The sequence below is a fragment of the Sphingobium sp. FW305-3-2-15-F-TSA7 genome (genome assembly GCF_058787155.1).
Genome location: NZ_JBYSZM010000002.1, coordinates 140,043 through 159,404, shown reverse-complemented (window position 1 = coordinate 159,404; position 19,362 = coordinate 140,043). Strand labels below are relative to the sequence as shown.

General features: G+C 64.4%; 17 protein-coding genes. 10 read left to right on the top strand and 7 right to left on the bottom strand.

All coding sequences use genetic code 11. From position 1 onward, the window contains the following. Window positions 1-2 precede the first annotated feature (2 nt). From AC3WN8_RS02065 to AC3WN8_RS02050, 4 genes are all read right to left on the bottom strand, one after another. Complete coding sequence (locus AC3WN8_RS02065; protein ID WP_492667711.1) at window positions 3-797, bottom strand: hypothetical protein; 795 nt, start codon at window positions 795-797, stop codon at window positions 3-5. Window positions 798-812: 15 nt separating this feature from the next. Then, window positions 813-2,384: a serine hydrolase domain-containing protein gene (locus AC3WN8_RS02060; protein WP_492667710.1), complete on the bottom strand. Its 1,572-nt coding sequence runs from the start codon at window positions 2,382-2,384 to the stop codon at window positions 813-815. A gap of 79 nt (window positions 2,385-2,463) precedes the next feature. Next, window positions 2,464-5,010 (bottom strand): aconitate hydratase AcnA, encoded by a 2,547-nt coding sequence (gene acnA, locus AC3WN8_RS02055; RefSeq protein WP_492667709.1) that lies wholly within the window; start codon window positions 5,008-5,010, stop codon window positions 2,464-2,466. An 85-nt stretch (window positions 5,011-5,095) separates the two neighbouring features. Further along, window positions 5,096-5,239 carry a hypothetical protein gene (locus AC3WN8_RS02050; RefSeq protein WP_492667708.1) on the bottom strand — a complete coding sequence of 48 codons (144 nt, stop codon included), beginning with the start codon at window positions 5,237-5,239 and terminating at the stop codon, window positions 5,096-5,098. A 198-nt stretch (window positions 5,240-5,437) separates the two neighbouring features. On the opposite strand from AC3WN8_RS02050, the gene AC3WN8_RS02045 reads away from it, so the two are divergent. From AC3WN8_RS02045 to AC3WN8_RS02035, 3 genes are all read left to right on the top strand, one after another. Beyond that, complete coding sequence (locus AC3WN8_RS02045) at window positions 5,438-6,139, top strand: methyltransferase family protein (RefSeq protein ID WP_492667707.1); 702 nt, start codon at window positions 5,438-5,440, stop codon at window positions 6,137-6,139. A 98-nt stretch (window positions 6,140-6,237) separates the two neighbouring features. Beyond that, window positions 6,238-6,621, top strand: a complete 384-nt coding sequence (locus tag AC3WN8_RS02040; protein WP_492667706.1) for a YciI family protein — start codon at window positions 6,238-6,240, stop codon at window positions 6,619-6,621. A 69-nt stretch (window positions 6,622-6,690) separates the two neighbouring features. Further along, window positions 6,691-7,962 carry an RNA polymerase sigma factor gene (locus tag AC3WN8_RS02035; RefSeq protein WP_492667705.1) on the top strand — a complete coding sequence of 424 codons (1,272 nt, stop codon included), beginning with the start codon at window positions 6,691-6,693 and terminating at the stop codon, window positions 7,960-7,962. A 33-nt stretch (window positions 7,963-7,995) separates the two neighbouring features. On the opposite strand, the gene AC3WN8_RS02030 is transcribed toward AC3WN8_RS02035, so the two are convergent. Further along, window positions 7,996-8,628 (bottom strand): TetR/AcrR family transcriptional regulator, encoded by a 633-nt coding sequence (locus AC3WN8_RS02030; RefSeq protein ID WP_492667704.1) that lies wholly within the window; start codon window positions 8,626-8,628, stop codon window positions 7,996-7,998. Window positions 8,629-8,712: 84 nt separating this feature from the next. Here AC3WN8_RS02030 and AC3WN8_RS02025 point away from each other — a divergent pair, with 84 nt between their 5' ends. The 4 genes from AC3WN8_RS02025 (at window position 8,713) to AC3WN8_RS02010 (ending at window position 14,603) form a co-directional block, all read left to right on the top strand. Then, window positions 8,713-10,188, top strand: a complete 1,476-nt coding sequence (locus tag AC3WN8_RS02025) for an efflux transporter outer membrane subunit (RefSeq protein WP_492667703.1) — start codon at window positions 8,713-8,715, stop codon at window positions 10,186-10,188. After that, window positions 10,181-11,320, top strand: a complete 1,140-nt coding sequence (locus tag AC3WN8_RS02020) for an HlyD family secretion protein (protein WP_492667702.1) — start codon at window positions 10,181-10,183, stop codon at window positions 11,318-11,320. Before AC3WN8_RS02025 ends, AC3WN8_RS02020 begins: the two co-directional genes overlap by 8 nt. 11 nt (window positions 11,321-11,331) lie before the next feature. Continuing rightward, a complete protein-coding gene (locus AC3WN8_RS02015; protein WP_492667701.1) occupies window positions 11,332-12,864 on the top strand; it encodes a DHA2 family efflux MFS transporter permease subunit in 1,533 nt (510 codons plus the stop codon). Between the two features lie 137 nt (window positions 12,865-13,001). Then, window positions 13,002-14,603, top strand: coding sequence for an AMP-binding protein (locus tag AC3WN8_RS02010; protein WP_492667700.1), 1,602 nt, complete (start codon window positions 13,002-13,004; stop codon window positions 14,601-14,603). Between the two features lie 12 nt (window positions 14,604-14,615). Here the strand turns inward: AC3WN8_RS02010 and AC3WN8_RS02005 are convergent, their stop codons facing one another. Beyond that, a complete protein-coding gene (locus AC3WN8_RS02005) occupies window positions 14,616-15,014 on the bottom strand; it encodes a carboxymuconolactone decarboxylase family protein (RefSeq protein ID WP_492667699.1) in 399 nt (132 codons plus the stop codon). A gap of 348 nt (window positions 15,015-15,362) precedes the next feature. Between AC3WN8_RS02005 and AC3WN8_RS02000 the strand changes: the two genes are divergently transcribed. From AC3WN8_RS02000 to AC3WN8_RS01990, 3 genes are all read left to right on the top strand, one after another. Continuing rightward, a complete protein-coding gene (locus AC3WN8_RS02000) occupies window positions 15,363-16,160 on the top strand; it encodes an SDR family NAD(P)-dependent oxidoreductase (RefSeq protein WP_492667698.1) in 798 nt (265 codons plus the stop codon). Between the two features lie 251 nt (window positions 16,161-16,411). Next, window positions 16,412-17,158, top strand: coding sequence for an alpha/beta hydrolase (locus AC3WN8_RS01995; RefSeq protein ID WP_492667697.1), 747 nt, complete (start codon window positions 16,412-16,414; stop codon window positions 17,156-17,158). 63 nt (window positions 17,159-17,221) lie between these two features. Beyond that, entirely contained in the window at window positions 17,222-18,163 is a 942-nt protein-coding gene (locus tag AC3WN8_RS01990; protein ID WP_492667696.1) for a LysR family transcriptional regulator, read from the top strand. Between the two features lie 34 nt (window positions 18,164-18,197). Here AC3WN8_RS01990 and AC3WN8_RS01985 read toward each other — a convergent pair whose 3' ends face one another. Next, window positions 18,198-19,337, bottom strand: a complete 1,140-nt coding sequence (locus AC3WN8_RS01985) for an iron-containing alcohol dehydrogenase (RefSeq protein WP_492667695.1) — start codon at window positions 19,335-19,337, stop codon at window positions 18,198-18,200. Between the last annotated feature and the right edge of the window lie 25 nt (window positions 19,338-19,362).

Sequence of the window (19,362 nt, the reverse complement as noted above, 5' to 3'; positions counted from 1 at the left end):
GGTCAGCTCCCGGCGAGATCGTCGGCGATCACATTCTCGGTCTCGCTGCGGATCTGGGTCTTGATCGCATTGAGCGCGGCCCAGGCGGGTTCCTTGCGCAGCGGTTCGCGGACCTTGGCGATGGTGGGTTCGCGGCGGCCGAAGGAATCGAGATCCTTGTATTCGTAGATGAACAGCGCATCCCAGCGATCGCCGACCGGATAGCGGTTCATGAAGATGCGATAGCGCGACAGGATGCCCTCGCGCATCCATCCCTTGACCTGCGGGATCACATAGCCGTCGACATATTTTCGATATTCGCCGGCGTCACGATATTCATAGGGAATGACATAGAAGACGCGGCTGCCGCCGGGTGCGGACGCGGTCCCCTCCTCCCAGTCGAGATCGGCCGATGCGGTGAGGATCGGTTGGGCGAGGGCGAGCCCCTGTGCGTCGAGCCCGCCGGGACTGGTGCGCTCCAGCGTCTTCCAGCGTGCGACATCGGCATAGGATTTGAACGTGACGACCGCCATTGCGTCCCACGTCGATGCGTCATTGTACCAGTTGAACAGCAGCTCGAAATTCTTGATCGCCCCCTCGCGCTTCAGCGCCTCGAACCGCGCCGCGCCGGCGCCCTTCAGATAGTCGCGGAATGCAGGCCGGTTGGCCGGTGTGCTGCGATAGGTGATGAGCAGGCTGGTCGGGCCGGTCTCCTCGCTGGCGCGCGCGGGCATCGCCGCGAGCAGCAGCGCCAGCATCGCGGCGACGAGAAGCCAGAGGCGTGCCGCATGCGATCGGCTGAAACGGACAGTCGTCATGAAGATCCCCGGATATCAGGCGCGGGTCGCGCGCACGGTGGGCAGGAAAAGGTCGGCGGAATTGATGTTCACCTTGCGGTCGAACGTCATCGTGTCGCCGGCGAAGCGGCAGATGACGGTGTCGCGGAACGCGGTTTCTGCGAATTGCCAGGTCATTTCGAAACTGTCGGGAGCGGTCCATTGCCCGCCCGCCACGACCACCATCGAATCGGGCTGATATTGATGGTGCAGCTTGTTGCCGGTCATGCTCGTCCGGCCTTCGATCCAGCGGCCCAGCCCGACATCGACCTGATGCTCGCCGCGCACGTCGGTCAGCTTGAAGATGCAGTGATCGCCGTCGAAGGTCAGGCTCATCGCCGTGATTCCTTCCGCGTTCGCCGCCGCGGTGAAGCTCTTGCCGGAAATCTGCGCCGCGAGCGGAGAGGATGCCTCGCCGAGCGGCGGCAGCAGCGACAGATGTTCGGTCCGTCCCGTCAATGCGGCATAGCCATTGTCGTTGTTCGGGCGGCCGGGTGCGGCAAAGGCGCCGGGGAAATGTTTCCAGATGATCGGTTTCAGCTTCTTGCTGCCGTCGATCGCCGCGGTGATCGCCAGCACCGCATCCTGCTCGGGAAAGACGATCGCCATCTGGGTGAACAGGCCGAGCGCGTAATAGGCCTTGCCCGGCCCGATCCACCATTGATAGCCGTAGCGATCGTCGGGATCGTCCTGGTTGCCCGCCTGTAGCGTGCTCGCGGCCGCCACCCATTCGGGCGACAGGATCTGCTGGCCGTTCCATTTGCCTTTCTGGGCATAGAGCATGGCGAGCTTCAGCGAATCCGCCGTCTTCCAGGTGAGCCCGTTGCCGCCGGGATTGATCCCGCCCGGTCCGACGTCCCAGGTGAGCCCGGTGATGCCCAGCGGCTTGAAGAAGCGCGGTTCCATATAGTCGCGCAGCGTCTGTCCGGTCACCTTCGTGACGATCGCGGAGAGCATGAAGCTGGCGGCGCTGGTGTAGACGAATTTGGTGCCCGGCTTGTAGACCACCGGCACTTTCAGGAATTCGGCGACCCAGCTCGTCTTGATCTGGCGCCAGACCGAACCTGAAATCTCCTTCTCATGCCCGGTCTGCATGGTAAGCAGGTCGCGCACCGTCATCGCCGCCAGATTGTCGCTCACCTGGGGCGGCAATTCGTCGGGGAAGAAGGAGATCACGGTGTCGTCGAGCTTGAACCGCCCTTCCTTGAGCGCGATCGCGACCCCGGAAACCGCGACGCTCTTGGTCAGCGAATGCATCATGTGCGGCCGGTCCGCGCGATAGGGCGACCACCAGCCTTCGGCGATGACGTTGCCGTGGCGCGCGAGCATGAAGCTGTGCAGTTCGAGCCCGGCGGCTTTCACCTCGTCGAGGAAATCCAATATGGCCTGCGGATCGACGCCTTCGGTCTCGGGGCGGGCACGGGGGAGGCCGTCGATCGGCGAGACCAGGTTCGCCTTGGGCGACAGGCAGCCGCCGAGCCCCGGCAGCAGGAGCAAGCCGGTGCCGCCGCCGAGCAGCAGGCCGGTGAAGCTGCGGCGCGAAAAAGTCTGGGTTTCCGGTTTCGTCATGCCAGCGATGCCTCCCCTGGCCGCGATTCAATCCCGGCCGTTGGCAAAAGGGTTAGGAAAGCTTGCTGTCGTCAAGCTGTCACATCGCGGTTTCGGCGGCGCTGCGCGCAAGAATCATCGGAATGATCCCGCCGTCGCGCAGAACCGCAAGCTCGAGCGCGGTCTCGATCTCGGCCGTCGCCTCGAAGCGTTCGACGGCGCCGCCGCGACGGCGCAGTGCGACCGAAATCGCGGCGTGCGGCGCGATCCCGGCCTCGCGCGCGTCGATCGTGATCGTGTCGCCGGGCATCAGCGCCAGCGACGACGGGTGGCGATCCGTGGGAAGGCGGAGCGGCATTATGCCCATATTGACGAGATTGGACCGGTGGATGCGCTCGAAACTCGATGCGAGCACCGCGCGTGCGCCGAGCAGCGCCGCGCCCTTCGCCGCCCAGTCGCGCGACGATCCCATGCCGTAACGCTCGCCGGCGACGATCACGACGCTGTCGCCGTCATTGCGGTAGCGCTCCGCCGCATCGCGGAGCGACAGCATGTCGCCCGTCGGCGCATGAATGGTCTGGCCGGGCGGTATCGCGGGGGCGAGCAGGTTGCGCACCGCCTTGTTGGTGAAGAGTCCGCGGACCATCACTTCCCAATTGCCCCGGCGCGAGGAAAAGACGTTGAGATCCGCCGGATCCTCGCCGCGCGCGACCAGCCAGTCGGCGGCTGCGCTGTCGGCCGGGATCGCGCCCGCCGGCGAAATATGATCGGTGGTGATGTCGTCGCCCAGCACGATCAGCGGATGGGCGGTATAAAGGTCCAGATTCTGGCGCCCGTCGACCGATGCGAAGGGCGGGCGGCGCAGATAGGTCGATGCCGGATCCCAGGGATAGAGCGGACTGTCGGGCGCATCGATCGCCGTCCAGGCCGGATTGCGTTCGGCGGCGGCATAGGCCGCGTCATAATCCGCGGCATCGGTCGCTCCGGCCAGCGCTGCGGCGATCGCCGCGTCCGACGGCCAGATATCGGCCAGCCGCACGACATCGCCGTCATGACCGGTGCCGATCGGGTCGGTCATGATGTCGCGCTTCACATCGCCCGCGATCGCGAAGGCGATGACGAGCGGCGGCGAGGCGAGGAATCCCTGGTCGAGCGCTGGGTGGATGCGGCCGGGGAAGTTGCGATTGCCGGAGATCACGGCGACAGGCCGCATGCCGCGATCCATCGCCGTCTGGATCGGTGCGGTCAGCCCCCCCGAATTGCCGATACACACCGCGCAGCCATAGCCCGCGATCGCGAAGCCCAGTGCTTCGAGATCGTCGAGCAGTCCGGCGCGGCGCAGATATCGCTCGGCGGTGGGCGATCCCGGCGCCAGCACGGTCTTCACCCAGTGCGGCACGGTCAGGCCGCGCGCCCGCGCATTGCGGGCCAGCAGCCCGGCGGCGATCAACAGCGACGGATCGGACGTGTTGGTGCAACTCGTGATCGCCGCGATCGCGACCGCGCCGTCGGGCAAGTCGCCCGGCGCATGATCGGGCGCGCTCATCCGGGCCGGCAATTGCGCGGGCGTCAGCAGGTCCTGCGGCCGGCGCGGGCCGGCCAGGCCGGTCCCGACATCGGCCAGGTCGATCGCGATGATCTCGTCATAGATCGGCCGGGCTTCGGGATCGAACCACAGGCCGTGCGCCTGCGTGTAATCGCGCACCATCGCGATATGCGCGGGTGTGCGGCCGGTCGTCGCCAGATAGTCGAGCGTCGCCCGGTCGATCGGGAAATAGCCGGTGGCGCCACCGAATTCGGGCGCCATGTTCGCCACCACCGCACGCGTGCCCGCCGACAAGGTGGAAACGCCGGGGCCGAAGAATTCGACGAAGCGATTGGCCAGGTCGTGCCGGCGCAGCACGCTGGTGACGAACAGCGCAAGATCGGTGGCGAGTATACCGGCGCGCAGATGGCCGGACAGGCGGACGCCGACCACCCGGGGCACGCGCATCATCACCGGCATGCCCATCATCACCGCCTCGGCCTCCAGCCCGCCGACGCCCCAGCCGAGCACGCCGATGCCGTTGACCATCGGCGTATGGCTGTCGGTGCCGATCAGCGTGTCGGGAATGCGCACGCCGCAATCGGTCTCGCTGACCAATGTGGCCAGCCGCTCGAGGTTGATCGTGTGCATGATGCCCGTGCCCGGCGGATGGATCGTCACATTGCCGAGCGCGCGCGTCGCCCATTTCATGAAGCGATAGCGCTCGGCATTGCGCGCCATTTCCTGCGCCATGTTGCGCCCCAGCGCATCGGGTGCGCCGAAATGGTCCATCGCGATCGAATGATCGGTCGAGACATTGACCGGCAGCACCGGGCTCAGCCGCGCCGGATCGCCGCCGCGTTCCGCCAGCGCGCTGCGCGACGCCGCGATATCGACCAGCGCGGGGCCGCAGGTCGTGTCGTGCATCATGATGCGGCGGGGGTAGAAGGCGATCTCGGCGTCGCTGCGGCCATTGCCGATCCAGCCGGGCAGGATCGCGTCGGCCGTCGCCGGGTCAGTGCGGACGATATTCTCGACAAGGATGCGGTGGATCCAGGGCAGATGGACGATCTGTCCGCTGATCGTGTCGAACCGTCGGGAGGTGGGGGCGGGGGATTGCATGGCGGCCGATCGCTGGAAAAGACAATTTTGTATTATGTCATTTCAAAATGTAATCCAACCCGGATTTGGAGAGCGGAGATGCCTGTCAGCCCAATTGCGACAGAGGCAGGGGGGCATTGTTCTTCCTGCCGATCGCGAACGCGGCCTCAATACCGCCTGCTTCGGGCTTGACGTCGATCGTTCGGGCGATCCGAATGAGGGCGTGCTGGTCGTGTTCGGCGACGACCATGATCGCCGCTTGCGGTATGCGGCTTCGGTCCGTGAAGGCAGCGGCACTCAGGGCGACGCTTGCCGAACTTGCGCGTGCGTGACGGTTGCCGCAACATTTCGGGGATCGGTTGGTTGGTGATATGAGCGCGTAGCCGTGAACTCGCTCGTCCCGGTGCTATCGGCGATGCGAGTGGGGCAGGGACGAGGAGTGCCAGCCGTGGAAGCCCCGCAGGATCCCAGGCCGATGTCGCGCAGTGTCGCGATTGCCTATGCGATCGGGTTGCCGCTGTCCCTGCTGCTCTTGCTGTTCCTTCCCGCCGGCGGCCTGGGTTGGCGTGCCGGATGGTTGTTCGTCGCGGTCCTGTTTCTCGGCTTTGGCGCGTCCGCCCTCATTCTTGCCCGGGTGAATCCGGTGATCTACCGCGCGCGCAGTCGGTTTCAGCCGGGGACCAAAAGCTGGGACAAGTCGCTGCTCGCGGTGATCCTGCCGTCGATGGTCGCGATCCTGCCGGTCGCGGCGCTCGATGCCGGACGTTTCCATTGGTCGGCGGTGCCCGGCTGGATCGTGGTGGCGGGCTATGTCGCGACGCTTGCCGGCATGGCGATCACGGCATGGGCACAGGCGGTGAATCCCTTTTTCGAACCGGGCGTCAGGATCCAATCGGAACGCCACCAGCATGTCATCGACACCGGCCCCTACAGGTTTGTCCGCCATCCCGGCTATGTCGCCGCTTTGCTGTTGTTCTTCGGCATGGCGCTCGCGCTCGCTTCGCTCTGGGCGCTGGTGCCTGCCGCCATCGCCTCCGCATTTCTGGTGTTGCGGACCGCGTGGGAGGACCGCCTGCTGCGCGCCGAGCTTCCCGGCTATGCCGATTACGCGCGCAGGGTCCGCGCGAGGCTGATCCCCGGCATCTGGTGACGTCGAAAATCAATTGCGCGGCGATGTCGATTTCCGGAAACCCCGTTCGTCGTTCCGATGTCGGGCCGATCAGGCCGGATTCAACCAGGAGACAGACAATGCGTGTGATGGTGCTCGTGAAAGCGACCGAAGACAGCGAACAGGGCTTCAACCCAACGCCCGAGACGATGGCGATGATGGAGGCGATGGGCAAATTCAACGATGAACTGACAAAGGCCGGCATCATGCTTGCCGGCGATGGCCTCAAGCCTTCGTCCGAGGCTAAGCGTGTCGCGTTCGATGGCCCCGGCCGTTCCGTCATCGACGGGCCTTTCGCCGAAACCCGCGAACTGGTCGCCGGCTTCTGGCTCTGGGAAGTCAAGGACATGGACGAGGCTGTTGCCTGGGTGAAACGCTGCCCCAATCCCATGCCGGGGCCCAGCGAGATCGAGATCCGGCCGATCTACGAATTGGAGGACCTGCTGCCCCATAGCGGCGCATAGGGCTTGCCCGAACTTTCGGGCTGCCCATGACCCGCTTGCCTCCCCCACGGCTTTGGCCGACAAGGCGGCATGGCTGCGGGTGAGACGCAACAGGCGATCGAAGCGGTTTTCCGGATCGAACGGGCCAGGCTCATCGCGGGTCTGGCCCGTGTCGTGCGCGATGTCGATCGGGCGGAGGAACTGGCGCAGGATGCGCTGGTCATCGCCTTGTCCGAATGGCCGAGGATCGGCGTTCCGGCCAATCCCGGCGCCTGGCTGATGACCGCCGCCAAACGCCGCGCCATCGACGCGATCCGCCGCGATACGATGCGCGCGCGCAAGCATGAGGAGATCGCGCGCGAACTGGACGATGCGTATGAGGATAGCGCCGAGGCCGAGATCGTAGCGGCCATGGACGACGATCTGGGCGACGAACTGCTGGGTCTGATCTTCACCGCCTGCCATCCCGTGCTTTCGCCCGATGCCCGTGCGGCGCTGACGCTGCGTATCGTGGGTGGCCTCACGACCGACGAGATTGCCCGTGCCTTCCTGTCGAGCGAGGCGACGATCGCCCAGCGCGTCGTTCGTGCGAAAAAGACGATCGCCAAGGCCGGCATCGGCTTCGAGGTTCCGCGGGGTGCCGAGCGCGCGGCGCGGCTTTCATCGGTGCTGGAGGTGATCTACCTCATCTTCAACGAAGGCTATGCCGCCACGGCGGGGGAGGATCTCGTCCGGCCAAGCCTGTGCCTGGAGGCGCAGCGGCTGGGGCGCATCCTGGCGGGGCTGATGCCCGGAGATACCCCGGAGGCCGCGGAAATATTCGGCCTGCTGGCGTTGATGGAAATCCAGGCGTCCCGCCTGTCGGCACGGACCGGAGCGGACGGCGCCCTCATTCCCCTGACCGAGCAGAATCGCGCACGCTGGGATCAGTTGCTGATCCGCCGCGGTCTCGACGCGCTGGCGCGCGCCGAAGCGCTCGGTGGCAACGGACCCTATGCGTTGCAGGCGGCGCTCGCGGCCTGCCATGCCCGTGCGCACAGCCCCGCCGACACCGACTGGCCCCGCATCGCGGCGCTCTACGACCGGTTGCGCGCGGTGATGCCTTCGCCGGTGGTCGATCTCAATCGTGCGGTCGCGCATAGCATGGCCTTTGGGCCCGAAATGGGCCTGCGGCTGCTGGAGGAGATTGCCGACGATGCCGCGCTGCGCAATTATGCGCCATTGTCTGCAGCGAGAGGCGATTTTCTGTTTCGGTCCGGCCGGCTGGCCGAGGCGCGCCTGGAATTCGAGGCCGCGGCCAGGCTCACCCGCAACGAACGGGAAAGCGCCTTTCTTCTCGCCCGCGCGGACGCGTGTAATTGACGCGATCCTCGTAAAAATCCGCGAAAGACCGGCCTATGGCGCAAAGGCGCGAAGAAAGGCCTCGGCGGCGAATCTCGCATCGGCTTCCATCTTTTGCGCGTCTGCAGGGGGGCGGCCCCACAATGTCTCATGCTGCGAGGCCAGGCAGAGGCTGGACAGTGCGCGTGCAGCGAGTTCGGGGCTGTCCTGACGCAGATGGCCGTTGGCCATATGTTCGGCGAGGAAGTGGGCGAGCATCATCTGCGTGATCCGCGGCGCGCGCTCATAGAAAATCCTGCCGACTTCGGGGAAGCGCCCGGCTTCGGCGGAAACCAGCCGATGAAGCGCGATCGCATCGGGCATGTTCACCTTGCGAACGAAACCGCGGCAGAATTCCATCACCGTATCGCGCAGATCGTCCTGCGTCGCGAGCAGCGATCCGAGTTCCTCGCGATAAGCGGCGACCCGATCCTCGATGACGGCATCGAACAATGCCTCCTTCGACGGAAAATAGCTCCACAGCGTGCCCTTGGATCCACCCAGTTCGGCGGCGATCGCCGACATCGAGGTGCCGGCATAGCCGAGTTCGAGAAACGACTGCGCGGCGATCGCGATAATGGCTTCGCGTCGCTCCTGTTTGCGCGCCTCGCGCTTGCCCGGCGGGGCTCTCTCCTCGGCTTTTATCACAACCGTACTATAGGGTACGATTTCATGTTGACAAGCTTTTCGCGAGGGACCATCTGATACCGTACCAACCAGTACGGTATATTGATGATGCGCTACATGATGCGCCGGGCGTTGCTGACAACGCTTTTCGGCTCGACCCTTCTTGCGTCCTGCGCGGCGGTGCCCGATCTCGGCGCCCGCCCCGAGATACGTCAGCCCGCCAGCTTCGCTGCCGAGCGTTCGCTCGCCGGCGAAGGCGTGTCGTTCTGGCCCGTCGAGCAATGGTGGAGCGGCTATGGCGACGCCCAGCTATCCGGCCTGATCGAGGAGGGGCTGGCCGACGCACCCGATCTTGCCGCCGCCGCGGCGCGGCTGGACAGGGCACGGGCGCTTGCCCAACAGGCCGGCGCCGCGACGCTGCCCAGCCTGATCGCCGATGGCAGCGTCAACGGCAGCAAGCAGAGCTATAACAACGGCATCCCGCCCGCCTTCGTGCCGCATGGATGGCAGGATACCGGGCGTGTCGCAGCGACGCTGAGCTTCGATCTCGACCTGTGGGGCAAGAACCGGGCGGCGCTGCGCGCCGCGACCTCGGACGCCGAGGCCGCACGCATCGAGCTGGAAGAGGCGCGGCTCGTGCTCTCGACCGGGATCGCCGGTGCCTATGCCGATCTCGCGCGCCTCTTCGCCGAGCGCGATGTGCAGGCGACCGCGCTCGATCTGCGCTTGCAGACGCGCAAGCTGGTATCGGATCGCGTCGCCATCGGACTCGATACGCTTGCCGAGCTCAAACAGGCCGATGCTGCGGTGCCCGCGGCGCGCGCGGAACTCGCCGCGACCGACGAGGCGATCGGGCTCACCCGCAATCGCCTCGCCGCGTTGCTCGGTAAGGGGCCGGATCGCGGCCTGACGATTGCACGACCAGCGGCGGCGGTGCAGGCGAGGGGGCTGCCCGATGGTGTCACCACCGACCTGATCGGCCGCCGCCCGGATATCGCCGCGGCGCGCGCACGCGTCGAATCCGCAGCACAGCGGATCAAGGTCGCGCACGCCGATTTCTACCCCTCGGTCAGCCTTACGGCGCTGGCTGGATTCCAGTCGCTCGGGATCGATGCCTTGTTCAAGAGCGGATCGACGTTTGGTCAGGCCGGCCCCGCGATCAGCCTGCCGATCTTTCGCGGCGGGGCGATCGCGGGACAATATAAGGGCGCCCGCGCCAGCTATGACGAGGCGGTCGCGACCTATGACCGCGCCGTTGCCGATGCCTTCCATCAAGTCGCCGACGCCGTGACCAGCCGCAAGATGCTGGCCGTGCGTCTTTCCGAAAGCCGTCAGGCACTGGCGGATTCGGAAGCGGCATTCGGCGTGGCCCGCCAGCGTTACCAGGGTGGGCTGTCGACCTATCTCGACGTTCTGAGTGCCGAGGAGAGGCTGCTGCAGAACCGCACGATCGTCGCCGATCTCGAGGCGCGGGCGTTCACGCTCGACGTCGCGCTGGTCCGCGCGCTCGGTGGAGGCTTTTCCATTCCCCAGGGGGCCGTCGCGGCGGCCCCGATCGTCAAGGACATTCCCCATGGCTGAGGCCGATCCCGCACAGCTCCACCAGATCGAACGGGCCGATGCCGGCCGCACCAGCCTGCGCAAGACGCTGTTGACCGGCATTGCCGGTGCGGTGCTGCTCGTCGGTGCGGTGAGCATCGCCTGGTATGTGCTCGTCGCCAGCCACCGCGTCACCACCGACAACGCCTATGTCGGCGCGGACAGCGCACAGATCACGCCGATGGTCGCAGGCCAGGTCGCGGCGGTCGCCGTGAGCGACACGCAGGCGGTCAGGCGCGGCGACGTGCTGGTCAGGCTCGACGATCGCGACGCGCGGATCGCGCTCGCCGAGGCCGAGGCAGAACTTTCCCGCGCCGAACGCCAGTTCGGCAAGACTTCCGCAACCAGCGCGGCGCTTGCCGCGCAGGTCCAGGCGCGCGCCGCCGATGTCGCGCGCGCCCAGGCTCAGCTCGTCGCCGCGCAGGCCGATTATGAAAAGGCGCGTGTCGATTTCGAACGGCGCCGCGCGCTCGCCCCCAGCGGTGCGGTGTCGGGCGACGAGCTGACCACGGCCACCAACGCCTTTGCTTCGGCACGTGCCAATCTCGACCTAGCCAGGGCCGGCGTCGCGCAGGCGAGTTCGACACGCGGTGCGGCGGCCGGCGATCTCGCCGCGAACGATGCGCTGATCAGCGGGACGACCGTCACGGGCAATCCCGATGTGCTCGCGGCGCAGGCCAGGGTCGATCGGGCGAAACTCGATCTCGAGCGCACGGTGATCCGCGCGCCGGTCGATGGTGTGGTCACGCGCCGCGCGGTGCAGGTGGGGCAGCGTGTCGCGCCCGGCGCCAATGTGATGACGATCGTGCCGCTGGCGCAGATGTTCGTCGACGCGAATTTCAAGGAAGGCCAGCTGGCGCGCGTCAAGGTCGGCCAGCCGGTGACGCTGACTTCCGACCTCTATGGCGGAGATGTCGTCTATCACGGCAAGGTCGTCGGCTTCTCCGGCGGGACCGGCTCGTCCTTTGCGTTGATCCCGGCGCAGAACGCCACGGGCAACTGGATCAAGGTGGTCCAGCGCCTGCCGGTGCGCGTGACGCTGGATTCCAGGGAACTCGCCGAGCATCCGCTGCGCGTCGGGCTGTCGATGGATGCCGAGATCCACCTCAACTGAAGGCAGGTGTCATGAGCGGCAATGCGGATGCGGCGGTCACGCAGCTCAAGGGTGTGCGGCTGCTGCTTGCGGGCTTCGTGCTCGCGCTCACCAATTTCATGGTGGTGCTCGACACCACCATCGCCAACGTCTCGGTGCCGCATATCGCCGGCAGTCTCGGCATCTCGGCGAGCCAGGGAACCTGGATCATCACCTCCTATGCCGTTGCCGAGGCGATCTGCGTGCCGCTGACCGGCTGGCTCGCCGGTCGGTTCGGCACGGTGCGGACCTTCATCTTCGGCATGGTCGGTTTCGGCGTCTTCTCGATGCTGTGCGGCATGTCGACCAGCCTCGGCATGCTCGTCGCCTGCCGTATCGGCCAGGGGCTGTGCGGCGGCCCGCTGATGCCGCTGACCCAGACGCTGTTGCTGCGCATCTTCAGCAAGAAGCAGCATGCCCAGGCAATGGGCGTGTGGGCGATGACCACCGTCACCGCCCCCATCCTCGGGCCGATCCTCGGCGGCACGATCAGCGACAATTGGTCGTGGCACTGGATCTTCTTCATCAACCTGCCGGTCGCTGCCCTTTGCGTGTTCGGCGCGACCAGCCTGTTGCGTGACTCGGAGACCAAGACCGCGAAGCTGCCGGTCGACACGATCGGGCTGGCGCTGATGGTCTTCTGGATCGGCGCGCTGCAGATCATGCTCGATATCGGGCGCGAGCATGACTGGTTCGGTGACGCGCGGATCGTGATGCTGGCGGTGGCGGCGGGAATCGGCTTCCTCGTCTTCCTGGCGTGGGAGATGACCGAGAAGAATCCGATCGTCGATCTCAAGGTGTTCCGCCATCGCGGCTTCAGCGTGTCGGTCGCTTCGCTCGCCTTCGCCTTCGCGGTGTTTTTCGCGACGATCGTGATCATTCCGCAATGGCTGCAGGCGAGCCTCGGCTACACCGCGACCTATGCGGGCTATGTCACCGCATTCAACGGCGTCGCGGCGGTGGTGATGTCGCCGATCGTCGCCAAGCTTTCGACCCGGGTCGATCCGCGCGCTTTGGTGTGCTTCGGCATATTATGGATGGCGTTCACTTCGCTGCTCCGTGTGTTCTGGACCAGCGACGCCGATTTCTGGACGCTCGCTTTCCCGCAGATGCTGCAGGGGTTCGGCATGCCCTTCTTCTTCATCCCGCTGACCACGATCGCGCTCGGCGCGGTCCGGCCGGAAGAGGCCGCTTCGGCGGCGGGGGTGATGAACTTCCTGCGCACCATGGCGGGCGCGATCGGCACCTCGATCGCGGCGACGATGTGGGACGATAGCAGCCGGGTCGCGCGCAGCGAACTGGTCTCAAAGCTCAACACCGACACCGCCGTGTCCGCGCTTCAGGCGAACGGCTTCTCGCTCGATCAGGCAGGCGGCGTGGTGGCGCAACTGGTCGATCGCGAGAGCCTGATGCTCGCGACCAGCCATGTCTTCCTGCTGGGCGCGGTGGTGATGACCTTTGCAGCGCTGCTGATCTGGTTGTCGCCGAGGCCACGGCGGGCGGTGGACAGCAGCGCGGTGCATTGAGCCGGGGCGCGGGCCGTTGAGCGGGTGGATGGGTCGTGTCGATAGCCGCTATCATATGAATGAATTTCAGGTCGTGACGATGGCCTCCTAGGATCGACGGATTCGGCAATTCAACGTCGAATCGAAAGGGCGTCAGGATGCCGTTGAACTATGGAGACATTCTGGATGCTGTTGCGCCATTGCGGGCTTCGCGAACGGCGATATCGAGCGACGAAGGCGAATTGAGCTGGGCAGAGTTCGACCAGCGGACCAATGCACTGGCACGCGGCTTGATGGAGCGCGGCGCTCTACCCGGCGACAAGGTCTGCTTTCTGTTGTTCAACGGTGCGCAATATCTGGAATTGTTGGCCGCTTGCTTCAAGGCGCGTCTCATTCATGTGAACGCCAACTTTCGATACCTGGCGCATGAACTGGACCATATTCTGGAGAATTCGGACAGCAAGGTGCTGGTCTATGACTGGCGTCTGGTCGAAACCGTCGCGAACCTTTCGCCGCAACGGCGCGCCTCCATCGTCCTGGTGGAAGTGGGCCGGGCCGCCGCGACAAATGACGCCATGGCCTATGAGGACGTGATGCGCCGCCAGGAGACCGGGCCGTTGAAGATCGAGCGGTCGCCGGATGACCTGATCTTCATTTATACCGGTGGCACGACCGGCCATCCAAAGGCCGTCATGTGGCCGCATCGCAGCCAGGTTGCCGGCCTGTTGGGCGGTGTCGTCACCGACGGCGTCTTTCCGCAAACGGGGGCCGAGCTCGTCGCAAGGCTGGACGAGCCGAAGCCCTATCTGCGCCCGCTCATCGCATCGCCGCTGATGCATGCCTCAGGCCTCTATGCCGCGATCACGACACTTTGCAACGGAGGGCATATCGTTCTGACCGATAATAGCGAGCCCTTCGATGCGGCGCATCATTGGTCGCTTGTCGACAAATATCGGGTCGATGCCATTTCGCTTGTCGGCGATACCTTCGCCAGGCCCATGCTGGCGGCTCTCGAAGAGGGAAGTTTCGATGGCGGCTCGGTGAGGCTGATCGGTTCGTCGGGCGTGATGTGGAGCCGCGAGGTCAAGCTGGGCCTGCTGAAACATCTGCCACAGGCTACGCTCTATGATGCGCTTGGTTCGTCCGAAGCGATGGGGCTCGGGAGCTCGATCATGACGGCGGCTGGCGAGGCGAAGACCGCGACATTCAGGATCGGTCCCTCGACGAAAGTGTTTACGGAAGAGGGGCTGGAGGTTGCGCCCGGATCGGGAGAGGTGGGCTATCTCGCGCGCAGCGGGCCGATGCCGCTCGGCTATTACAAGGATGATGAAAAGACCGCGGCGGCGTTCCGAACCATCGCCGGAGAACGCTATATCGTTCCGGGCGACCTTTGCACCGTCGATGCGGACGGCACGATCCACCTGCTGGGACGCGGCAGCAATTGCATCAACAGCGGCGGCGAAAAGATATTTCCGGAAGAGGTCGAAGAAGCGCTGAAACGCCATCCCAATGTCGCGGATGCGCTGGTTTTCGGCATGCCCGATCCGCAATGGGGCAGCGCAGTTCAGGCGGTGGTCCGGTTTGAAGCGGGCCTGTCCGCAAATGGCGGCGATCTGAGAGACTATTTGAGGGACGCCATTGCGAGTTACAAAATACCCAAAAAAATAGCCGTTTCCGACAAGGGGTTCCGGCTTGCTAACGGGAAACCGGATTACAACGCGGCGAAGCAGTTTTTCGCGGCTTATTGGAAATCGCTCTAAGTTTCGATCTGTTCAAGATTCGATCTGGACGCCGCAGCTGTTGATGAATGTCGCAAGCGTTGCGTAGGCGCCCACCGTGAAGATGATATCGATGGTTCCGGGAATCCCGAACGCGGAGATCATCGCGTCCCATGTTCTTAGGGAGAGCCGCTTGTTCGCGCTCAGTTCGTCGGCGCAGGCGAGAAGCAGGTTGTGCGCTTCGTTCTCCATCGCACTTCGATCCCGGATCTGCCGAATCTGTTCTTCCGTCATCCCCACTTTCAGCGCAATGTTGCGATGATGATGCCATTCATATTCGCATTCCGCGTTGAGCGCCGCGCGCAGAACGACGACTTCGCGCAAGAGAGGATCGAGGTCCGAATTGCGCATGGTGTAGAGACCGAAATCGCGCCAGGCATCGACAATATCCATATGGTGCGCGAGCGTGCCGAAGACATTGGGATATTCACCGCGCGCGTTTGTGAAGGGCTGCAGGAAACGGCTTTGCCGTTCGTCGAGTTCGGCCGGCTTCAAAGGGGGCAAACGCGAGCTGGCCATGGCATGGCTCCTCTACCGATCGCCGAACGAGTCTGGCGCGTCCCGGTTTTTCGGGATTTTCGAGCTGGCAGGTGAATCCTGCCTGACTTGAAAATACTCTAACAGACCGGATCGAAGCGCGTGATCGATCTTGCAGATACTCCCTATGCGCCAGTTCGATGACCGCCGCTGCCCGGGCCAGCTATCCTGAACCTGGACAACTGCGTCGCCGGGGAGAGAAAAATGAGGCTGGAGGGCAAGGTGGCGATCGTCGTCGGCGCGGGGCAGGCCGACGGCGACACGATCGGCAACGGACGGGCCACGGCCATTTTATTTGCCCGCCACGGCGCGCGCGTCCTGCTTGTCGACCGTGTGGAGGCATCGGCCATCGAGACCATGGAGATGATTTCGGCCGAAGGCGGGATCTCGAGCGTTTGCCGCGCCGACATCGTCGATGAGCGCGATTGCGAGCGCGTCGCCGCGGCTTGCATCGAAGCTTACGGGCGTATCGACATTCTGCAGAACAATGTGGGCATCGGCCATGGCGACAATGACGTAACCCGCCTCGAAGCCGAGGCCTGGGATCGTATTCTCGGCGTCAATCTGAAGGGAATGTACCTGACCTGCAAGCATGTCGTTCCGCACATGCGCGCGCAGAAAAGCGGCGTGATTACCAATATCTCGTCGGGCGCTGCGGTCGTGTCGACGACCTACATCGCCTACAAAGTGTCGAAAGCGGGGGTCAACGCGCTGACTCATTCGCTGGCGATGGCGAATGCCAAATATGGCATTCGTGCGAACGTGATCATGCCGGGGTTGCTCGATACGCCGATGGCGATCGGCCATCATACCGCCGCGCGCGGAATCGACGCGGAAAAGCTGCGTGCCGAGCGCAATGCCATGGTGCCCCTGAAGAACCAGATGGGAGACGCGTGGGACACGGCCTATGCGTCGCTCTTTCTCGCCTCTGACGAAGCGAAATTCATCACGGGAGCGGTATTGCCGGTGGATGGCGGCCAGGCGGCTCGTATCGGGCTATGACCGCCATATCGAAGGAGAACATCGTCGATCCGGCGCTGCTTCCATTTGTGGAAGAGCAGACCCGCCTCAACGCGGCTATCCGCCGAGCCGGCCTGGCCCTGCCGCCGATCGAGCGCATCGATCCCGTTGCGCTTCGCCATTCGCGCAGCCGCAACGAAGATGGCAGCATCAAACCGCCACTCGACGAGATGGCGCATGACGAATGGATCGTCCTGGCGAATGGCCGGACAGTCGCGACCCGGGTTTTCGCGGTGCAGGAACCGAAAAGCGTTTTCGTCCACTATCATGGCGGCGGCTGGGCGCTGGGTTCGATATATGAACAGGACCTCTATCTGGGTGCGATCGCTAGGCAGGCGAGTGTCAAGGTGGTCAGCGTCGATTATCCCCTCGCGCCCGAGCATCGGATGCCGGAGATATTGGAGGTCGGCGCGTCGGCGCTCGGCGCGATCGTCGCCAGCCATCCAGGCACGGTTATTTGTGTGGGTGGTGAATCCGCGGGTGCACATATCGCGCTGACGAGCCTCATCCGCCTGAAAGCGGAAGTGGAGCTTTTCGCCGCAGTCGCCGGGCTTGTTCTCTGCTATCCGATCACCGACCTGTCGATGACGCCCTCGCAGCGCAATTGGGGACCTGATTTCCTGAATCTCTCGACGATATGGCTCGAATGGTTCTACAGTCTGGCGCTGCCAGAACTTTCGCGCGACGAGCGAAGCGATCCGGTATTGTCTCCGCTTTATGCCGATCTCCGCGGCCTCCCGCCCGCCTTATTCTGCGTCGGCGAACTCGACCCGCTGCTCGACGACACGCTGTTTCTGGAGCGGCGATGGGTTGCGGCGGGGAATTGCGGCCAACTGCATCTGTTTCCGTCCGCACCCCATGGATTCAATGGTCAACCGACGCAAATGGCAGCGGCATGCAACCGGCTTATCCGGAATTTCATCGTCGAAAGGGCAGGGGCTCCGAGACTGGACGGGCGGCCCCCGGGCCCCATAGATTGATCGCAGGCAAAAATGATCGGCCATCGATGAAGCGGAGGCCGGCGGGGTGGGAGTTTGGTGTCCATGAAGCCGTCCTATTTGAGGAGCATCGACCTCAATCTGCTGCCGATACTGGATGCGCTGATCACCGAACGGTCGGTGACGAAGGCGGGCCTGAAAATATCCCTCACCCAATCGGCCACCAGCACCGCGCTCCGCCGTCTGCGCGAGACCTTCAGCGACCCCATCCTCGACCGGCAGGGGCAGGCGATGGTCCCATCGCCGAAAGCACTTCAGATCAGCAAGGAACTGAGAGCCGCGCTGTCGAGTCTGAACGATGTCGTCGGTACGTTGAAGAAGAAGGTCGGGCAGCCCGAAGGACGGACCGTCACGATCAGCGCGCCCGAGCATGTGCACCTCACGCTCGCGGACGCCATCCGGAATATCATGTTGAACGAGGATCCGCCGCTTTACGTCGGCGTCCAGACTTTCAATCGCAAGAACATTTTCCAGCTGCTCGAACGCGGCGAGGCCGATCTGGCGCTCGGCATATTCGACAAGCTGGCACCGCCCTTCCATCGTCAAGCGGTCTATGAGGAAGAGATGATCGTGATCCTGCGGAAAGATCATCCGATCATGACATCTTCGTCGGAGGGCGAGCGTATTTCGATGCGCGATTTCACCGCCTTTCCGCACATGGTTGTCGCGGATACTGACAATATCGAGGATGCGAGTATTTCGCGCTGGCTGAGGCGCAAGGCCGTGGTGCGCAAGGTTGGTGCGATCGTCGGTCATATTTCGATGGCCGTGGACGTGTTGCGCAACACCGACCTGATCTGCCTCGGTTCGGTGCGAAGCCTTCAGGCGATCCCCAATGGCGAATCCTATCTGTCGTCGCTGCGACTTCCCGAGGCCCTGGGGCAGGATCATTATCAGGTCGAGATGATCTGGCACGACGATACGGAGCATGATCCGGTGCTCGACATGATCCGCCGGACGCTGATCGATTTCGGGAAGACGCTATGACCTTTGGTGATCGCAGCGCTTTTGGGCAACGATCCTATTCGAAGACGGAGAAGAGAATCTCGCGGACGCTGTCGGCCCCGTTGGGGAGGTCGTCGGTCAGGCCCAGTGTCGCCGCGGCCCGCATGCTTGCGGTGGCGACCGCGTCGATATCCTCCGGCTTGCCGCCGGCCGCGGAAAGCGTGGTGGGCAATCCCAATCCGCCAATGAGCGCCGACAGCCGGTCTGCGGCCTCATCGGCCACGGCTTCGCGTTTGCGCCCCGAGGTCTCGACGCCCATCGCCGCCGCGATCCGCACCTGAGCCCCGAGAGTATCGTCGCGCAGGTAGCGCATGACGGCGGGCAGGAGGATACAGGACGTGATGCCATGCGCTATATGCATGCGGGCGCCGATCTGATGGCCCAGAAAATGGCTGAGGCGCATTCCCGAAGCCCCGACGCCCGCGATCGACATCCATGCGCCCAATTGGCAGGCGGCCCGTGCTTCCAGATTGGCTCCGTGGCGCGTGGCCGGCAGATTGTGAAAGAGCAAACGAACCGCTTCGAGCGCGAGCGCATCAACATAAGGGTGCGGCCGCCGTGACCAGATCGCCTCCAGCGCATGGTCGAGTGCCTTTATGCCGGTGCCCAGCCACAATGCTTCGGGCGTATCGACGGTCGCGGTCGGATCGAGGATTACGCAGGCGGGCGCAACGCGAAAATCGACCACCAGCATTTTTTCGCCCGTGGTGGCGGAGGTGTATCCGGCCCCGGGCGAAAACTCGCCGGCCGAAAGTGTTGTGGGAATGGCGATTTGCGGAACGGGATCGGTGCCGAGACGATCGGCCAATCGGCTGGTCGCCACCTTTACCGTATCGAATACGCTGCTTCCGCCAATCGATAGGATGACGTCCGCGCCGCTCGATTCCAGCGATGCCACGACGCGATCGACATCTTCCTCGGGCGAATGCTCGCGACATTCGGCGAATATGCCGGCCAGCCGGTCTGCGATCAGTGTTTCGATCCGGTGCACATTGGGCGTCTTGGCCAGCACGCTTCTGGAGGTCGCGATCAGCACGCGCTTTGCGGCCATATTGTCCAGCCGCTTCGGAAGGCGGTCGATACTGCCGGCGCCTGACTCGATCCGGTCGGGGCCAATGGCGCGAAAGCTGCGGGGTGCCAAATATGCTGTATTCACGCCGTTTCTTCATTCCTCCCGCATG

Excerpts from the sequence above, each read along its gene's own strand:
- AC3WN8_RS02065 (WP_492667711.1), bottom strand. The coding sequence starts at position 797 with ATGACGACTGTCCGTTTCAGCCGATCGCATGCGGCACGCCTCTGGCTT.
- AC3WN8_RS02060 (WP_492667710.1), bottom strand. The coding sequence starts at position 2,384 with ATGACGAAACCGGAAACCCAGACTTTTTCGCGCCGCAGCTTCACCGGC.
- acnA (WP_492667709.1), bottom strand. The coding sequence starts at position 5,010 with ATGCAATCCCCCGCCCCCACCTCCCGACGGTTCGACACGATCAGCGGA.
- AC3WN8_RS02050 (WP_492667708.1), bottom strand. The coding sequence starts at position 5,239 with ATGGTCGTCGCCGAACACGACCAGCACGCCCTCATTCGGATCGCCCGA.
- AC3WN8_RS02040 (WP_492667706.1), top strand. The coding sequence starts at position 6,238 with ATGCGTGTGATGGTGCTCGTGAAAGCGACCGAAGACAGCGAACAGGGC.
- AC3WN8_RS02035 (WP_492667705.1), top strand. The coding sequence starts at position 6,691 with ATGGCTGCGGGTGAGACGCAACAGGCGATCGAAGCGGTTTTCCGGATC.
- AC3WN8_RS02025 (WP_492667703.1), top strand. The coding sequence starts at position 8,713 with ATGATGCGCTACATGATGCGCCGGGCGTTGCTGACAACGCTTTTCGGC.
- AC3WN8_RS02020 (WP_492667702.1), top strand. The coding sequence starts at position 10,181 with ATGGCTGAGGCCGATCCCGCACAGCTCCACCAGATCGAACGGGCCGAT.
- AC3WN8_RS02015 (WP_492667701.1), top strand. The coding sequence starts at position 11,332 with ATGAGCGGCAATGCGGATGCGGCGGTCACGCAGCTCAAGGGTGTGCGG.
- AC3WN8_RS02010 (WP_492667700.1), top strand. The coding sequence starts at position 13,002 with ATGCCGTTGAACTATGGAGACATTCTGGATGCTGTTGCGCCATTGCGG.
- AC3WN8_RS02005 (WP_492667699.1), bottom strand. The coding sequence starts at position 15,014 with ATGGATATTGTCGATGCCTGGCGCGATTTCGGTCTCTACACCATGCGC.
- AC3WN8_RS02000 (WP_492667698.1), top strand. The coding sequence starts at position 15,363 with ATGAGGCTGGAGGGCAAGGTGGCGATCGTCGTCGGCGCGGGGCAGGCC.
- AC3WN8_RS01990 (WP_492667696.1), top strand. The coding sequence starts at position 17,222 with ATGAAGCCGTCCTATTTGAGGAGCATCGACCTCAATCTGCTGCCGATA.